8 protein-coding genes are annotated in these 15921 nt (G+C 65.2%); 5 read left to right on the top strand and 3 right to left on the bottom strand.

The features are described from left to right. The first annotated feature begins 64 nt into the window (after positions 1 to 64). The gene (locus Q5H89_RS12950) at positions 65 to 2386 is read left to right on the top strand and encodes an efflux RND transporter permease subunit (RefSeq protein ID WP_305019747.1); all 2322 of its coding nucleotides are present in this window, start codon (positions 65 to 67) and stop codon (positions 2384 to 2386) included. Positions 2387 to 2445: 59 nt separating this feature from the next. On the opposite strand, the gene Q5H89_RS12945 is transcribed toward Q5H89_RS12950, so the two are convergent. Then, a complete protein-coding gene (locus Q5H89_RS12945; RefSeq protein WP_305019746.1) occupies positions 2446 to 5028 on the bottom strand; it encodes a TonB-dependent receptor domain-containing protein in 2583 nt (860 codons plus the stop codon). 341 nt (positions 5029 to 5369) lie between these two features. Between Q5H89_RS12945 and Q5H89_RS12940 the strand changes: the two genes are divergently transcribed. From Q5H89_RS12940 to Q5H89_RS12925, 4 genes are all read left to right on the top strand, one after another. Then, positions 5370 to 6218 carry an oxygenase MpaB family protein gene (locus Q5H89_RS12940; protein ID WP_305019745.1) on the top strand — a complete coding sequence of 283 codons (849 nt, stop codon included), beginning with the start codon at positions 5370 to 5372 and terminating at the stop codon, positions 6216 to 6218. Between the two features lie 3 nt (positions 6219 to 6221). After that, positions 6222 to 6602 carry a ribosomal maturation YjgA family protein gene (locus tag Q5H89_RS12935; protein ID WP_305019744.1) on the top strand — a complete coding sequence of 127 codons (381 nt, stop codon included), beginning with the start codon at positions 6222 to 6224 and terminating at the stop codon, positions 6600 to 6602. Between the two features lie 476 nt (positions 6603 to 7078). Next, complete coding sequence (locus Q5H89_RS12930; RefSeq protein WP_305019743.1) at positions 7079 to 8419, top strand: SWIM zinc finger family protein; 1341 nt, start codon at positions 7079 to 7081, stop codon at positions 8417 to 8419. A gap of 59 nt (positions 8420 to 8478) precedes the next feature. Then, positions 8479 to 11604, top strand: coding sequence for a DUF6493 family protein (locus Q5H89_RS12925; protein WP_305019742.1), 3126 nt, complete (start codon positions 8479 to 8481; stop codon positions 11602 to 11604). A gap of 179 nt (positions 11605 to 11783) precedes the next feature. On the opposite strand, the gene Q5H89_RS12920 is transcribed toward Q5H89_RS12925, so the two are convergent. Continuing rightward, the gene (locus tag Q5H89_RS12920) at positions 11784 to 14327 is read right to left on the bottom strand and encodes an excinuclease ABC subunit UvrA (protein WP_305019741.1); all 2544 of its coding nucleotides are present in this window, start codon (positions 14325 to 14327) and stop codon (positions 11784 to 11786) included. Between the two features lie 223 nt (positions 14328 to 14550). Next, the gene (locus tag Q5H89_RS12915) at positions 14551 to 15753 is read right to left on the bottom strand and encodes an acyltransferase family protein (RefSeq protein ID WP_305019740.1); all 1203 of its coding nucleotides are present in this window, start codon (positions 15751 to 15753) and stop codon (positions 14551 to 14553) included. Between the last annotated feature and the right edge of the window lie 168 nt (positions 15754 to 15921).

The raw sequence follows: 15921 nt of genomic DNA, 5'->3' as shown, positions 1-15921 counted from the left end.
GGCAGGCCGCGAACTTTGTAAGGAGGCCGCGCTCCAAAGTTCGCGTTGCGGCTCCATTGTTTTCATGTCGCTTCGCCGAACTGCCTACCTCACGCTGCTGGTGCTGGCCCTGCTCACGGGGCTGGCCGGCTACTTTGCCGCTCAGCTGCGCTTCAATTATAATTTCAACGACTTTTACCCCGCCGGCGACCCCGACCTGGATTATTACCAGGGCTACACCCGGCGCTACGGCAACGACAACGACTACCTGCTGCTGGCCCTGGAGGCCGGGCCGGGCCAAACGGCGTTTTCGCCCGCCTTCCTGGCGCAGGTTGCTAGCGTGTCGGCGGTGGCGCGGCGGCAGCGCAACGTGCTGCACGTCACCTCCCCTACCACCCTCAGCCAGACCGTGGTGGAGGGGCTGGGGGCCTATACCCTGCCCTACCTGCACCCCAGTGAGTACCGCACCAACCCTGGCCGCCGCGCCGCCGACTCGACGCTGATTTATAAAACGCCGGGCCTGGTGGGCAACGTTTTCAGCCCCGATGCGCGGGCCGTGGCACTGGTCATCCAAACCACGCCCGACCTTAAGAAGCCGCCCGGCGACTCGCTGCTGACGGAGCTGCGCGCCGGCCTGGCGCGGGCCGGACTGCCGCTGGCCAGGGTGCACTTTGCGGGCAAGGCAGTGGCGCAGTCGGTGTTCGTCGACCGCCTGCAGCGCGAGATGATAATTTTCATGTCGCTGTCTTTCTTATTGGTAATGGGGCTGTTGTGGCTCACGTTTCGCACCTGGTGGGGCGTGGTGCTGCCGCTGGTGGTAGTGCTGGGCGCCATCGTGTGGGGCCTGGGCGTGATGGGCGCCTGCGGCATCAGCATCGACCTGATGACGGCCCTGCTGCCACTCATGCTATTCGTGGTGGGCATGTCCGATACCATCCACATTATCAGCCGCTACGTGAGCGAGCTGGGCTACGGCGCGGGCAAAAAGCACGCCCTGCGCACCACCATCAAGGAATCGGGCTTCGGCTCGGGGCTGTCGGCACTGACGACGAGCATCGGCTTTTTTACGCTGATGACGAGCACCATCCGGCCCATTCACAACTTCGGGCTGTTTACGGGCATCGCCGTTATCCTGGCTTTTCTGCTGAGCTTCACGCTGTTGCCAGCCATGCTGGTGCTGCTCAACAAGCCCGCCCTGCGCCAGCCGCGCCAGCACGGCCACGACTGGGATGGCGTGCTCGGGCGCCTGTTTGCGGGCGTGCTGCGCCGGCGGCGGCTCATTTTTGTACTCAGCGGGCTCATTCTGGCGGCCAGCATCGGGCTAGCTACACGGGTGCGCATCAACTCCTCGCTGCTCGATGACTTGTCGAAAAACGACCCGGTGCGCCAGGATTTTGCGTTTTTCAACGACCATTTTGCCGGCGTGCGGCCCTTCGAGCTGGAACTGAAGCCCGCCGGCGGGCGGGCTATTTTCGACCCCGCCGTGCTGGCCCAAACGGAAAAAGTGGAGCGCTACCTGGCCACTACCTACGGCCTCAGGTTTTCGGCCTCGCCGGCCACGCTGGTGCGCACCGTGCACCAGGCGCTGCACGGCGGCGGGCTGGCCGAGTACCGCCTGCCCGCCGACTCGGCCGGGCTAGCCCAGCTGCGCGGGCCGTTGCGGCAGTTTCGGAAGCGGCCCGAGTTTCGGGCCCTGGCCCTGCCCGACGGCAGCGCCGGCCGCCTCACCGGCCGCATGGTCGACGTGGGCAGCATCCGGGCCGATGCCCTGAACGACGCGCTGCGGCACTTTCTGCGCACCAGCATCGACACCACGGTGCTGCGCACGCGCCTCACCGGCTCGTCCAACCTCATCGATAAAAACAACGAGAACCTGACCCTGAACATGATACAGGGCATGGCCATTGACGTGGCGATGGTTACGGTAATCGTGCTGCTGCTGTTCAAGTCGGTGCGCATGACGCTGGTGGTTCTGGTACCCAACCTGTTGCCCATTCTGATAGTGGCGGGCGTGATGGGGCTGGCCGGCGTGAGTATGAAGGTGAGCACGAGCATCATTTTCACCATTGCCTTCGGCATTGCGGTAGATGATACCATTCACTTCATCAGCAAGTTACGCCTGACAATGGGCCACGAGCCGGACCTGTTTAAGGCGGTGCGGCGCACGTATATCCTGGCCGGGCAGGCGGTTATCGTAACCTCCCTCATTCTGGTGGGCGGCTTCGGCACACTGCTGTTTTCGTCGTTCGACGGCACGTTTTACGTGGGGCTGCTCATTGGCCTCACGCTGCTGTTTGGGGTGGTGGCCGAGCTTACGCTGCTGCCGCTGCTGATACTCGGCATTTATGGGCGCAAGCGCCAGCAGCCGGGCGCCGAGGCAGTGCCCGCGCTAGTGAGCAAGGAATAATCGCCTCCGTAGCCCGCCTAGCCAGCCACTTTTGCTGCCGTAGGCGGGGCTGGCCCCGCCTACGGCTTGGGCGCCGGCGGCGCCGGAGTGGCAGGTGCCGGCGGCGCGGGGCGCGTAGCCGACGGCGTAGCACTATTGCCCTGGCTGCCGCCGCCGTTTTCGTCGGTTTTGAGGTCGTCGTTCTTCACGTTTTTGTGCGGGCGGGGCTCGGCGGTGAGCTGGCCGAGGCGATAGCTGAAATACACCTTGAAGCTCGTGAGGTGCTGCACGGTAGTGCTTTGCTGGCTGAGCAGGGGGCTAGCGATGTCGCTGCGCACGGCGTTGGTGGGCGAAAAAAAGTTTTCGGCCCCCAGGCCCAGGCTGCCTTTCTTGCCCGCCACATCGTGCTTCAGGCTCATGCTGTACACCGCGAAGCTGCTTTGGCTGCCTTGCAGCTGCACCTGCTGGCCCCGGTAGAAGCTGAATAGCTGCACGTTCCAGCCCTTGGGCAGGGCGTAGCTGCCGTAGAGGCGGCCGCCCAGCACCCAGCCCGCGTTGCGGGCGGCGTAGTTGGGGTCGGGCACATTATTTTGCAGCACGGCATAGTAGGCGTCGAGCCCGCCGCTGAGGCTGAGCTTGTTGCCCACGTCGAGGCTGAAAAAAGCGCTGCCGCCGCAGGCATTTTCCTGGCCAATATTCAGGTAGTCGATGCGCACCGCGCCGGGGTAAGCCGCATCGCGCAGCGGGGTGCGCACACTCTGGATAGCGCCGGTAGTATTGCGGGCGAAAACCGAGAAATTGAGGTTGGCCGGCCCTAGCAGCGTGCCGTAGCCCAGCTCGTAGTTATTGGTGTATTCGGGGCGCAGCGCGGGGTTGCCCTGGGTCTGAATCAGGGGGTTAGCGGCCTGCAGGTTGGGATTAAGAAATTGCAGCGAGGGGCGCTGGATGCGTCGGTTGTAGGCCAGTTTCAGCACGTTGCCATTGTTGAGCTTGTGCAGCACGTTCACGCTGGGCACCAGCAGGCCGTAATTCGGAATATCCCCCACCGGGCCGGTGCCCAGCTCGGCGGCGAGGGCCGTATACTCGTAGCGTACCCCCGGTTTCAGGGTAAAGCCGTGGGGCAGGCTCAGGGTATACGCCGCGTAAGCGGCGGCCACCTGCTGCCGGTACGTGAAGGAGTTAGCAGCCTGAACGGCAGCTACCTGGCCGTAGTAGCGGTAGTCGCTGCGCACGCGGCGCTGAATATCCTTCACCCCTACTTCCAGCAGCTGGCGCGCGCCGATGGGCGTTTGGTAGTCGAGCTGAGCAGTTAGCTCCTGGTTGGCGCTGGGGTTGTCGTTGCCGGAGCGGCCTAGCTGGCTGGCGTCGGAGGCGGCGTAGGTATCGTTCATGAAGGCATACGTGCGGTTGTTGCGGCTGTAGAGGGCCAGCGCGCTCAGCTCGCGCTGCGGCACCTCATAGGTATGGGTGTAGGCAAGGCTGGCATCGATGGTGCCCGAGTCGTCGGTGAGCTGCACGTTGCGCACCGAGCTGCTGGTGCGGCCCGTGGCTAGCTCGGTGGTAGCGGTGGCCAGCGCATCCTGGTAGGTGGTGGCGTTGCGGGTGCCGTAGGTCAGCGAGGCGGCTAGCCCCTGGTGCGCGTTGATATCGAAGTCCCAGCCCAACGTGTAGCGCCCAAAGAGCTGGTTTTGGCGCGTGTCGGCGGCCTGCGTGGTGCGGGTTTGGGCGCCGGTGGCGGGGGTGGTAGTCAGCTGCTCGTTGGTGAAGCTGCCCGGCGTGTTGTAGCCCGCCCGGCCAAAGCCGCCCAGCGCAAAGCCCATGCGGCCGGTGCGGTAGTTGCCGCTCAGGTTGAGGGTACCCGAGCGGGTGCCGCCGCTGCCATCGAGGGCTAGCTGGCCGCCGTGCAGGGCGTTGCCCTTCGTCACGATGTTGATAATGCCGCCCGAGCCCTCGGCGTCGTACTTGGCCGAAGGCGCGGTGATGACCTCGACCCGCCTAATCTGGTCGGCCGGCAGTTGGCGCAGGCCATCGGCCACGCTGTTGGCCGTGATGGTGCTGGGCTTGTTGTTGATGAGCACCTTGATGTTCTGGCTGCCGCGCACGCGCACGTTGCCATCCAGGTCGAGGCTCAGCAGCGGCACCCGGCGCAGCACGTCGGTGGCGTCGCCGCCGCGGGTGGTTTCGTCGTTCTCGGCGTGGTACACCGTGCGGTCTACCAGTTCCTCAATTAGCGGCTTGCGGGCCGTTACCACCACTTCGCCCAGCTTTTGCGCGGCGGCCGTGAGCGGTAGCACCCCTAGCGGCACCTCGCCCCCACTGGCTGGCACCACCACGCCGGGGCGCAGCAGCTCCTGGTAGCCCAGCAAACTCACCCGCACGGTGTAGGTGCCCGGCGCCAGGCCCGGCAATACAAAGCGGCCATCTTCGCCTCCCACCGCCCCGCCCACGGGCTGGCTCGCGGCGTTGAGCACCGCTACCGTGGCATAAGCCAGGGGCTGCCCCGTGGCCGCGCTGATGGTTGTGCCCAGCAGCCGCCCCACGCCCTGGGGCACCGTTGCGGCGGGCGCCGCCCAGGCGGGCAGCTGGCTGGCTTGGGCCAATACGCCGGTATAGCCCAGAGCCAACATTCCCAACAGGCTAGCGCGCAGTTTTTTAGGTGCCATATATTCAGGTAAGCTCCCTAAAGGCGCCCGGCGCAGTACAAAGGTTGTTTCGACAACTCATTTTGCTGAAATAGGCGCCGACTACTGCCTAGCTACCTGGCAGGCGCTGGTAGTTGCACAACGGCCTCCACGCTGTCATTCGTGCCTCGTGCGCTTGCATCCCGGCAAGCGCCGCAGGGTGCAAAGCCCCCCGAGCTACGTTCTTTTTAAGTCAACTTACCTGGCCTCCTGGTTGAAAAACCTGCTTTATTTACTAACTTTGTATTTCAAAGTAAAATCAAACGCAAAGCTCATTCGCCCTGGTGGGCACCTGGCGCAGCCACTCACTGTTCGCTCAACTTATGGAAACTTTTGTGGCCCCTGGCTCCATCGTGCGCCGCATATGGGGCACTTCCGATACGGTGCTTTTCATCTTTGCCGGCGCGGCGGCCGAGTTTGCGCTTAATAAGGCCGTGGACTGGCTCTACTTCACCGGGCGGCTGCCGGCCGACCCGCTAGGGCGGCTTTTCTCGACCGTGGACTACGCCCGGCGCATCGTGTTTGCCGACCGCGCGGGGGCCGAAAAGGCCATCGACACCATTGCCGCCATCCACGGCGCGGTGGAGGCTAGCCGGGGCCAGCGCATTCCGGACTGGGCCTACCGCGACGTGCTGTACCTGCTCATTGCCTATTCCATCCGGGCGTTTGAACTATTGGAGCGGCCCCTTACCCTGGCCGAGTGCACGGAGATAACCGACGTGTTTTGCCGGGTGGGCCGGCGCCTGGGCATCCCCGACCTGCCCACCACCTTCGCCGCCTGGCAGGCCGACCGCGCCCGGCACCTGGCCCACAACCTGGCGCTAAGCGGCTGCTCTATTGACCTTTACAAGCAATACAAAAAACACCTGGGCGGCCCGCGCTACGCGCTGCTGCGCGGCGTGCAGGGCCTGGTGTGCCCGCCCACCGTGCGCCGGCAGCTGGGCCTGGGCCGCGGCGCGTGGCTGCGCCCGGCCGTCGGCTTTTACGGCGCCACCAAGCAGCTAGCCCTTAGCCAGTGGCTGAAAAACAGGCTGCTGCCCACCGAGTACGCGGCCCGCATTCGGGCACTCGACGAGGTGCCGGCGGCCTATACCAAGGCAGCCAGGCCGGCGGCCAACGGGCTGGCCAGGTGCCCCCATGCCCACTACGCTCACCACGCAGCCCGGCGCTGAGCAATGGCCGCTTTCAACCGCTCCTACGGCCTGCTCGCCGCCGGCCTGCTGGCCCTGGAGCTTTTTATCGCCCGCTTTGTGCACGACGGCCTCGTGCGCCCCTACGTCGGCGATACGCTGGCTACCATCCTGGTTTACTGCCTATTGAAAACCCGGTGGCGGGCGCCGGCCGGGGTTGCCGTGGGCGTGGCGCTGCTGATTTCCTACGCCATCGAAGTGGGGCAGGCGCTGCACCTGCTGGCCTGGCTGGGCTGGCAGCACGCGCGGCTGGCACGGCTGCTGCTGGGCAGCCAGTTTGCGTGGGCCGATCTGCTGGCTTACACCCTGGGGGCCGCGCTGGTGCTCGTTGTGGAGCATTACCGGGCCCGGCCAGCGGCGGCGTAGCGGTACTACGGTCGATACTTGTCCGTGCTTGCAAGGCCGGCGGCGTTGACTATGAAGCTGTGTAGAAAGTCGAGAAAACAAGCATTTCGTCATGCTGAGCGGAGCGCAGCGCAGTCGAAGCATCCTGGCCGCTTCATCCAAACCGTTCAACCGTGAGGTAGAGATGCTTCGACTGCGCTGCGCTCAGCATGACGAAACACCTACTTCCTAAACAGTTTCTATACCGAGTAATGCTGACCAGGAACGTGTGCGACGGTTAGCTTCTGAAAGGGCTGTTGCGCGGACTCACAGCGCCCGCGGTATCCGGGCATTGACCCTGAGCTAGCATTGAATGCGAGCCAGCACAAGCAGCTAGCACACCCGGCACCTGCTGCTACCAAATTAGTTTTTGCTAAAAATATTTGCCAATAATTTTAGCAAATTCAAAGTTTCCGCTTCACCTTTGTCATCGTCAAGCCACCTAGCCAGTCTTCCCGATGTCCGACCTCACTTACGCCTACGCCCAGCCTTCGGCCCTGGCTGCTACGCCAGCGGGCCACGCCCTGCAACTCGCCGCCTATGCCGAGCACGCGCCCAGCGGCGGCGCGGCCTGCTTTTTTCGGGGCCAGCTGCGCGATTCGTGGCTGACGGCCCGCGCACTAACCACGTTAGCCAAAGTGGTGGCTGCCCGCTTCGTGCCGCTGGGCGCAGTGCTGCGCGACCCCATTGTGACGGCCGGCGCGGAGCGGCTGCGCTTCGAGGCCTTTTCGTCGTGCAACGGCGTGTATGCCCGCCTCGACCTGGGCCCCGCCGCCCTCGACGGCGAGCTGGTGGCCAGCGGCACCACCAACGTCGATTTCAACGAGCCGATGGTGAACGCGCTAGCCCGCATCGGCCGCCACGAGCCGGTGGGCCTCACCGTGGGCCAGCAGGCCGTGACACTAGAGCGCGCCGCCGGCACCGTGACCGAGCGCAAGGTGGCCCTGCCGCTGCGCTGGCTCAAGGGCCTCACCGCTGCCCAGGGCTACCTCGCCCAGATGGAGCAGGTGCTGCGCCTCAGTCGCCCGCAGGCCGCCCAATTGCTGCACAGCCTGCCAGCCGGCGCGGCCAAGGCCGATACCTTTCTGTCGCTGCGCGGGGCGCGGCCCAGCTTTGGGCCGGTGGGCGGGCCGGGGGCCGTGCGGGTGGGTGGCGCGCACCGCCTGCGCCTGCTCGAGGGCCTGCTGCCGCTAGCCCAGGCCGCCCGCGTGTATGCCACCCCCGATGGCCAGGCCAGCGCCGTGGTGCTGGAGCTGGGCGGCGGCCACGAGTTTCTGCTGGCGCTGTCGGCGGGGGCTAGCCGGGGCTTTTCGGGTGAGGGCACGCAGCTAGGCGAGCTGCTCGATGAGCTGCCCGCCGAGTGGCTGAGCGGCGCTAACCATTTATTTCAGGCCAACGAAGCCTTTAACCCGACGCTCTTCGGGCTGGCACACGACCTGGCCCCTGGCACCGTGGCGCGGCTCTGCGCCAGCCTCTCGGCCATGGGGCTGCTGGGCTTCGACCTCACGGAGAATCAGTATTTCTACCGTCGCCTGCCCTTCCGCACCGACCGCATTTTGCAGCTCAACCCGCGCCTCAAAAATGCCCGCGCCCTGCTCGCCGCCCCCGACGAGGTGCAGCTGGTGGGCGTCGGCCCCGGCGGCCGCACCGAGGCCCGCGTGCGCGGCACCGACCTGTGGCACACCGTGCTGGTGGGCGGCCCCGAGCCCCCGCGCTGCACCTGCCAGTGGTTTACCGCGCACCAGGGCCAGCGCGGGCTGTGCAAGCACGTGCTGGCGGCGCAGCTGCGGTTTGGATAGCGCCTGGGCAAATTTAATAATACCTTGACAAACAGCTTATAACAGCTCCTATTTTCTCCATGAATACTATTGCTAAAGTTGACGCTTTCGAGCAAATTATTCGTCACCAAAGCGTTGTCGAGCTAATGCCGTTTTTGCTGACGCTGCCAAAAACGGACGTCGTGGCGGTGCGCAAGAAAACGCACAGCTTACACCGGGAGCTAACCGAGCATCGGCAATTGGGCCTAGTTACCTGGGGTCGTACCGGCACATATGCTCAATTACAAATGCTGTTTTTAGCAGCCTTTAGGACTTACTCAAGCAAAGAAGCCCTAGCCGCACCCTTTGCTAATGAATTATCGCTGTTAAATCCAACGTTGTTTTCAAACAACGAAAAGACCTCTTTACCGCACCAGCAGTTGCTTGGGCTTGTCAAGCAATTGCTGGCTCACCATAACCCCGCCTGGCTAGCAGCCTGGCTAGGTGACAACAATCGCAATGGCTTTTCCGCACCCATAGACTTCGAAATCCTTGTTGATTTTGAGCGCCTTGGATTTATAACGCCTTCTCCCCGCCTGGTGGCGCTATCGGCCCTTGGCACCCTGGCTACCTATGGCACGCAAGCCACGATGCTTCGGCAGCTTAATGCCTACGAACATGCCCAGGTTGCCCTTGTTGACACGCAGCAGCAAGGCCTTGCCGAGATGCAACAACGCTTCCCTTGGGTCGCCCCGAATAAGCCAGCGCCTGCTTTTGCAAACCTTATCTATGAGCGGGTTAGCCGTAACCCTGCCTTGTATGAGCGTGCAATTCCCTTCTTCTTTGAATTTGATATCAATCAGGATGCCGCTTCAGCCCATTACCAGGAGCATAAGGTTTGGCAGCGGGTTACGTGGCGCGACATCATCCTGCATTTACTTGCCACCCAGCACCTCAACCGCGCCGACATCCTCACGCGCTGCCTGCTGGCGCTGCGGCGCGACTTTCGCCGGCCGCTGCTGACGTGGTTTAAGGACTTATTCCTGAGCCTAGAGCCCACGCGGGCCGAGCGCCTGGCCCGCCAAACCGAGCTGACGGAGCTGCTGGCCCACCCGCTGCCGCTGGTGGTCAACTTTGCCATCGAGCAACTGAAAGACGTGTGGCCGGAGCCGGGGTTTGCCCTGGCTCCGTTGCTGCAATATGCTGATAACCTGTTGCTGCGGCCCGACCTCAAAACCGGCCTCAAAACGCTGCTCGCCGGGCTAGCCAGGCTGCCCAGGCAGCAGCCTGCCCACGCGCCTGCCGTGGCTAGCCTGCTGGCCGCCGCCCTCGCCCACCCCGACGCCGGCGTGCAGGAGCGCGCCGCCAAGGGCCTGGCCGACTTGCTAGGCGCCAGGAAGCCGCTGCTCGCGCCTGCCGAAACTGCCGCAACCCTAGCCACTCTCGCCGGGCAGGCCGAGCTGCTGGGCCCGGCGGCGCGCACCGTGCTGGCTACCTGGCTAGTAGCTACTGAGCCCGCGCCCGCCGTAGCGGCGGCCTACGCGCCGCTAGCCCGGTTTGTGCCCGAGCTTTCGCCCGCCACGGCCATTGTGCCGGTGGCCGACTGGCACGAACTGCTGTTTCTCACCGGCCAGGTAGTGCGCCACGACGACCCGCTGGCCCTGGAGCGCTGGCTCGATGGCCTGCTGCGGCTGCACGGGCAGCTGCCCGCCGGCTACGCCGAGCAGCTAGGGCCCTATCTGGTGCAGGTGCTGCCGTTTTTGAAGGGCAAGAGCGGCGCGCAGGCGCAGGCTATTTTGGGCACCAATGGCCTGCGGGGCCACAGCGGCCTGGCCCAGGCGCTGCTGCTGAGCTGGGCGCAGGGTTTTACCGCCTTGCGCGTGCCCCGGGTGCTGGTGCAGGAAGACTCGGATGCGTCGGACCCGCTGGTGGCCGTAGAAAAACAGCGCCTGGCCGCCGCCGAGCAGCACTTGCACCGCCAGACGGGCCTGCCCTTGCTCAGCACGCCCACCCACGCGCCCTACTGGGTGGCGCCCAGTGTGTTGGTGCAAAAACTACTAGCCTACCAAACGGCTCAGCGCGAACCCGATACGGCCGACCTGGCCATTGCGCTGGCCCGCACGGCCCACGCGCACGCCGCCGACGCCCAAGCGGCGCTGGCCCGGCTGCCCCAGCTGCACCACGACGAGCTGCGCGCGCTGCTGCACTGGTATCTGTCGCCCACGGCGCTGGCCCCGCCGCTGCCGGAAATCAGTAAGAAGCCGCTTTTAAAGCAGTGGGCCGCCCGCCTGCACCAGCTGTTGCCGGGCAGCCCGGCCGCCCCCGAACCACTGGCCGAAGCCCTGCCGTGGCTGTGGGTGGTGGCTGCCCGCACCAGGTTTCCCGCGCACGTTTTCAGCGAGCTACCAGGGCCGGGGGCGACCGATTACCCCGGCGTAGCCCAGCCCTGGGTACCCAGCTGGGAGTTTGAAGTCAAAGTCAATACCTACGTAGAAACCTGGAAGCCCGGCCGGCCCGAAGTCACGCATCGGGCTACGAACCTAGTTTTTGCGGCCAGCCAGCCGAAGCCGGGCCTGCCCTCGCCCCTGCTGCTTTACTCGCAGCACGTGCATTTTCGCAACATGGCGCACGCCAGCTGGAGCCTGGGCGCCGACTATCCTTTTATAGCGGCGCTGGTGCCCGCCAACCCGGCCGCGCTGCATTGGCACGTGGTGCGCACGGCCGGCTGGGCCGATAAGCTGGAATCGGCCGAGCGGGACGTTATTACGCAAGCGCTGCAACATCTGCTTGCTGCCGGGCCGCCGTTTGCCGAGGCTACCACCCTGGTGCTGGCCGTGGGGCTGCTGCACCACACGCCCGCCAACCGGGCGCTGGCCCAGGAGGTGCTCCTGCGGGCCGTGGCCAGCCAGCGCCTCGTGCCCGCCGCCCTCGGCCAGGCACTGGGCCAATTGCTAGGGGCCGACTATGCCCCCGTAGCGCGCCTGGCCGATGGCCTGCCCCAACTGCGCGCCGTATCGCCCGAGCTGGATGACGCCCTGGCCCAAACCCTTGACACCCTGCTGCCCGGGCTGCCATCCAACCCGCCGTGCAACCTGCGCAAGCTGCTCGAAGCTTACGCCGACCTCGGGGCCCGCACCGGCCGCCCGGTGCCGCCCGCCGTGCGCAGCCGCCTGGCCGAATGGGGCCAAACAGCCGCACTTAAAAAACTGACGGCTAGCCTGGTATAGATTTCAATTCGTTTTTTACTCATTAATTCAATCCCAAATACATCCGTCATGCTGAGCTTGCCGAAGCATCTCTACCGCACCGTTGAACGGCATTACAACGGTGCGGTAGAGATGCTTCGACAAGCTCAGCATGACGGACGTACTTGTTATTAAACTCATTCAGAAATTAAGCACATTAGCTAGCCCTCGGCCAGAAACCGGGCCAGGTAGGACGCGGTGCGGCTGGCTTTCGAGCGGGCTACTTCGGCGGGTGGGCCGGCGGCCACGATGCGGCCGCCCTCCTCGCCCGCGCCGGGGCCCACGTCGATGACCCAGTCGGAGCCGGCCACTACGCGCATATCGTGCTCGACTACCAGCACCGAGTGGCCGGCCTCGACGAGGCCGTTGAGCTGGGTGAGCAGGCGCTCGATATCGGCCGGGTGCAGGCCGGTGGTAGGCTCGTCGAGCACGTAGAGGGTGTGGGCGCGGGCCTGGCGCTGCAGCTCAGTGGCCAGCTTGATGCGCTGGGCCTCGCCGCCGCTCAGCTCGGTGGCCGACTGGCCGAGGCGCAGGTAGCCTAGCCCCACTTCGCGCAGCACCGTGAGGGCGCGGCGCACGCCAGGGTCCTCGGCGAAGAAAAGCCAGGCCTCGTCCACGGTCAGGCCCAGCACGTCGGCGATAGTCTTGCCCTGATAGCTGATTTCGAGCGTCTTGGCGTTGTAGCGGGCGCCGTGGCAGGTGGGGCACGGCGAGTAAACGCTGGGCAAAAACAGCAGCTCGACCATCACGAAGCCCTCGCCCTGGCAGGTTTCGCAGCGGCCCTTGGCCACGTTGAAGGAGAAGCGGCCGGCGTCGTAGCGGCGCTTGCGCGCCTCGGCCGTGGCCGCGAAGAGCTTGCGCACGTGGTCGAACAGGCCGGTATACGTGGCCATATTCGAGCGCGGCGTGCGGCCGATGGGCTGCTGGTCGACGCGCACCAGGCGCTTGACAATATCCAGGCCGGCCGTGATTTTGCCTTGCAAAACTTCGCCTTCGTCAGCCAAGTCCGGGCTCTCTTCGGCGCCTTCGCTAGGCTCCGTTTCCTCGCGCTTCAGGCCCAGGGCCTCACTTACCAGTTCTACCAAAACCTGGCTGACGAGCGTCGACTTGCCCGAGCCCGACACGCCCGTGACGGTCGTGAACACTCCGAGCGGAAACTCGGCGTCGAGGCCGCGCAGGTTGTGGCGGGTGGCGCCGGCCAGCCGCAGCCAGCCCAGCGGCTCGCGCGGGGCGCGGGGGGCCAGCCCCTCGCTGGCGAATAAAAACTGGCGGGTTTGCGAGGCGGCCACGTCGGCCAGGCCGGCGGGCGGGCCGCTGTAGAGCACCTGCCCACCCTGCTCGCCGGCGGCGGGGCCCACATCCACGAGCCAGTCGGCGCGGCGCACCACGTCGAGGTTGTGCTCGACCACGAAGAGCGAGTTGCCAGCTTTTTTGAGGCTAGCCAGCGCCGCCAGCAGCGCCTCCGTATCGGAAGGATGCAAGCCGGCCGAGGGCTCATCGAGCACGTACACCACCCCAAACAGATTGGAATACAGCTGCGTAGCCAGGCGCAGGCGCTGCAATTCGCCGGGCGAGAGCGTGGGCGTGCTGCGCTCCAGGGCCAGGTAGCCCAGGCCCAGGTCGAGCAGCACCGCCAGGCGGGCCACCAGGTCTTGCGTGATGCGGCGCGTGACTTCGGCCTGCTCGGGGTGGTCTTTGTCGTGGGTTTGGGCGCCGGCTGTGCCCTCGGTAAAGGGCCGCAGCCGGCTCGCCACCTGCTGCAAGGGCAGGCGCGCCATGTCGGCAATGTCGAGGCCGGCGAAGGTCACGCTCAGCGACTCGGGCCGCAGGCGCTTGCCGTGGCAGAGCGGGCACTCCTGGCTGAGCATGTACTGCAGCACGCGCTTTTTCATGAGCGCGCTCTGGGTGTTGGCGAAGGTGTGCAGCACGTGCCGCCGCACGCCCGTGAACGTGCCCATGTAGTTGGGCTGCTCCCGGCGCTTAAGGGCGCGCTGCGTCTCCTGGGGCGAGTAGCCGGGGTACACCGGCACCACGGGCTGCTCGTCGGTAAAGAGAATCCAGTCGCGCTCTTTTTGAGGTAAATCGCGCCAGGGGCGGTCTACGTCGTAGCCCAGCGTTACTAATATATCGCGCTGATTCTGACCGCCCCAGGCCTGGGGCCAGGCTGCAATGGCCCGCTCCCGAATGGTGAGCGACGGGTCGGGCACCATCGACTCCTCGGTCACCTCATACACCCGGCCCAGGCCGTGGCAGCGCGGGCAGGCACCCTCGGGCGTGTTCGCCGAAAAGGCTTCGGCGTAGATAATACCCTGGCCCTTGGGGTAATCGCCGGCCCGCGAATACAGCATCCGCAGCAGGTTGGAGAGCGTCGTGACCGAGCCCACCGACGAGCGCGTGGTGGGCGCGCCGCGCTGCTGCTGCAAGGCCACGGCCGGCGGCAGCCCGTCGATGCTATCGACCTCGGGCACTGAGAGTTGGTGAAACAGCCGCCGGGCGTAGGGCGACACCGACTCCAGGTAGCGGCGCTGGGCCTCGGCGTAGAGCGTGCCAAAGGCCAGGCTCGACTTGCCCGAGCCCGACACGCCGGTGAACACCACCAGGGCATCGCGCGGGATGTCGACATCAACGTTTTGCAGGTTGTGCTCGCGGGCGCCGCGCACCCGCACAAAGCCGGGGGCCGGTAGTTGGGAAGAAGAGAAGGACATAAGCTGGATGGCGCCGCAATGCGCCGCTAGCCGGGCAATACGCGATAACGCGGCGTTCTATCCAGCTGCCAACAGCGAACCGGCGCAATTTTGCGGGCCGGGGCACTGCGCAGGCGCCCAAGGCCAGCAGCAGCGCTTAACGTCATCAGGCTGTTTAGCAGCACCTTACTTGCTCCCGCCTTAGCTTGGTGGCGCCCCGCGGGCGCAGCCAGCACCGGCATTTTTATTTTCGCAGCCGGGCCGTGAGATACAGGTGCGCCGGCCGCTCAATAAACTTAAACACCAGGATGGACAGCAGATTGAGCAGCAGAAATACGCCGAAAGAATTGCTCGTCACGTGGTGGCGCACTAGCATCTCAATAACGCCTACGTGCAGCAGGTAGAAGCAGTAAGAGCTGAAGCCAAGCAGCTGCAACGGCTTCGATGCCAGCACTTTCCCGAGCAGGCTTTTTTCGGTTAGCAGCCCGTAAAAGAGGAGGGTAATGCTAGCGGGCAGCAGCAGGTGGTTGACCACAATAGCCAGCCAACTGGTGGCGGGCCGGGCCCAGCTGTCGAATGGTACCACCACTTTGAAGGCCAGCAGCACCCCTAGCAGCAGCAGGCCGCCCAGCAGCCGGCCGCGCCCTTCCCGGGCGGGCGCGCCGCGCCCCGGCAGCACGCAGGCCAGCAGAACCCCGCTGACAAACTCGCTGCTGCGCCCAAAAAAGGTGGAGCCCAGCATGAAATCGAACGAAGCGAAAAAGCCATACGTGTGGACCACCGAAAAGCCCGCTACCAGCAGCGCGCCCACTGCCAGCAGGGCCAGCGGCCACAGCAGCAGCGCCCACCGCGTGCGGCGCGCACTCAGCAGCAGGAAGGGCGCGAGCAGGTAAAAGCACAGCTCTACGGTTAGCGACCAGCCTTGCCACACGCCGCTGTACAGGAACTGCTCGGAAAAGCCGCGCAGCAACGTGATATTCAGGAAAAACACCAGCACCTTGTCGAGGGGCCTGTACGCCGGCCACACCCCGTAGATATCGTAGCCCGGCCGCAGCCAGAAAACCAGGCAGGTGAGGCAGGTCAGCAGAAAGTAGATGGGATAAATCCGCGCCAGCCGGTTTCCCAGGTAGCGCCGCAGCTCGCCCGGCGACCAGGTGCTGATGCCGCCGTAGCGCACCGCTATCAGAAAGCCGCTGAGCACAAAGAAGATGCCCACCCCGAGGTTGTTGAATTTATCAACCACTGCCCACAGTATCGCTTCCAGCTGGGAGCCGCCCCTGGCCGGAAACGGGTTAAAATGGTAGAGGTACACGCAGTAGGCAGCCAGCGCCCGCACGCCCGTCAGGGCCGGGAAATAGGGTTTTGCCGGGCCCGGCACCGGCTCGAAACTGCCGGGCTGCCGCAAAGCAGCTGGCTGCTGAGTAACGGGCGTAAGGTTCTCTTTCAAAAGAAGTGGGGTATTTCGTGCGGGCGCGGCTACTCCTGTTTACACTGGGTTAAAGTAACAGCATAACCTGCCAAAAGCTGCGCCGGCGGCCCCGGCAGGTGGGGCCGCCACAGCTGCCGCCCGCGGGCGGGCCGGCCTAGCGCAGCCACGAACGGCGCCCGGCCAGGG

Origin of the sequence: Hymenobacter cheonanensis, assembly GCF_030581075.1 — a bacterium.
In the GTDB taxonomy this organism is placed as follows: Bacteria; Bacteroidota; Bacteroidia; order Cytophagales; family Hymenobacteraceae; genus Hymenobacter.
The sequence above is the reverse complement of the archived record's forward strand: the minus strand, read 5'-3'. Positions and strand labels throughout refer to the sequence as shown.

Coding starts and splice junctions, on each gene's coding strand:
- Q5H89_RS12940 (WP_305019745.1), top strand. CDS start 5,370: ATGGAAACTTTTGTGGCCCCTGGCTCCATCGTGCGCCGCATATGGGGC.
- Q5H89_RS12935 (WP_305019744.1), top strand. CDS start 6,222: ATGGCCGCTTTCAACCGCTCCTACGGCCTGCTCGCCGCCGGCCTGCTG.
- Q5H89_RS12925 (WP_305019742.1), top strand. CDS start 8,479: ATGAATACTATTGCTAAAGTTGACGCTTTCGAGCAAATTATTCGTCAC.
- Q5H89_RS12930 (WP_305019743.1), top strand. CDS start 7,079: ATGTCCGACCTCACTTACGCCTACGCCCAGCCTTCGGCCCTGGCTGCT.
- Q5H89_RS12950 (WP_305019747.1), top strand. CDS start 65: ATGTCGCTTCGCCGAACTGCCTACCTCACGCTGCTGGTGCTGGCCCTG.
- Q5H89_RS12945 (WP_305019746.1), bottom strand. CDS start 5,028: ATGGCACCTAAAAAACTGCGCGCTAGCCTGTTGGGAATGTTGGCTCTG.
- Q5H89_RS12920 (WP_305019741.1), bottom strand. CDS start 14,327: ATGTCCTTCTCTTCTTCCCAACTACCGGCCCCCGGCTTTGTGCGGGTG.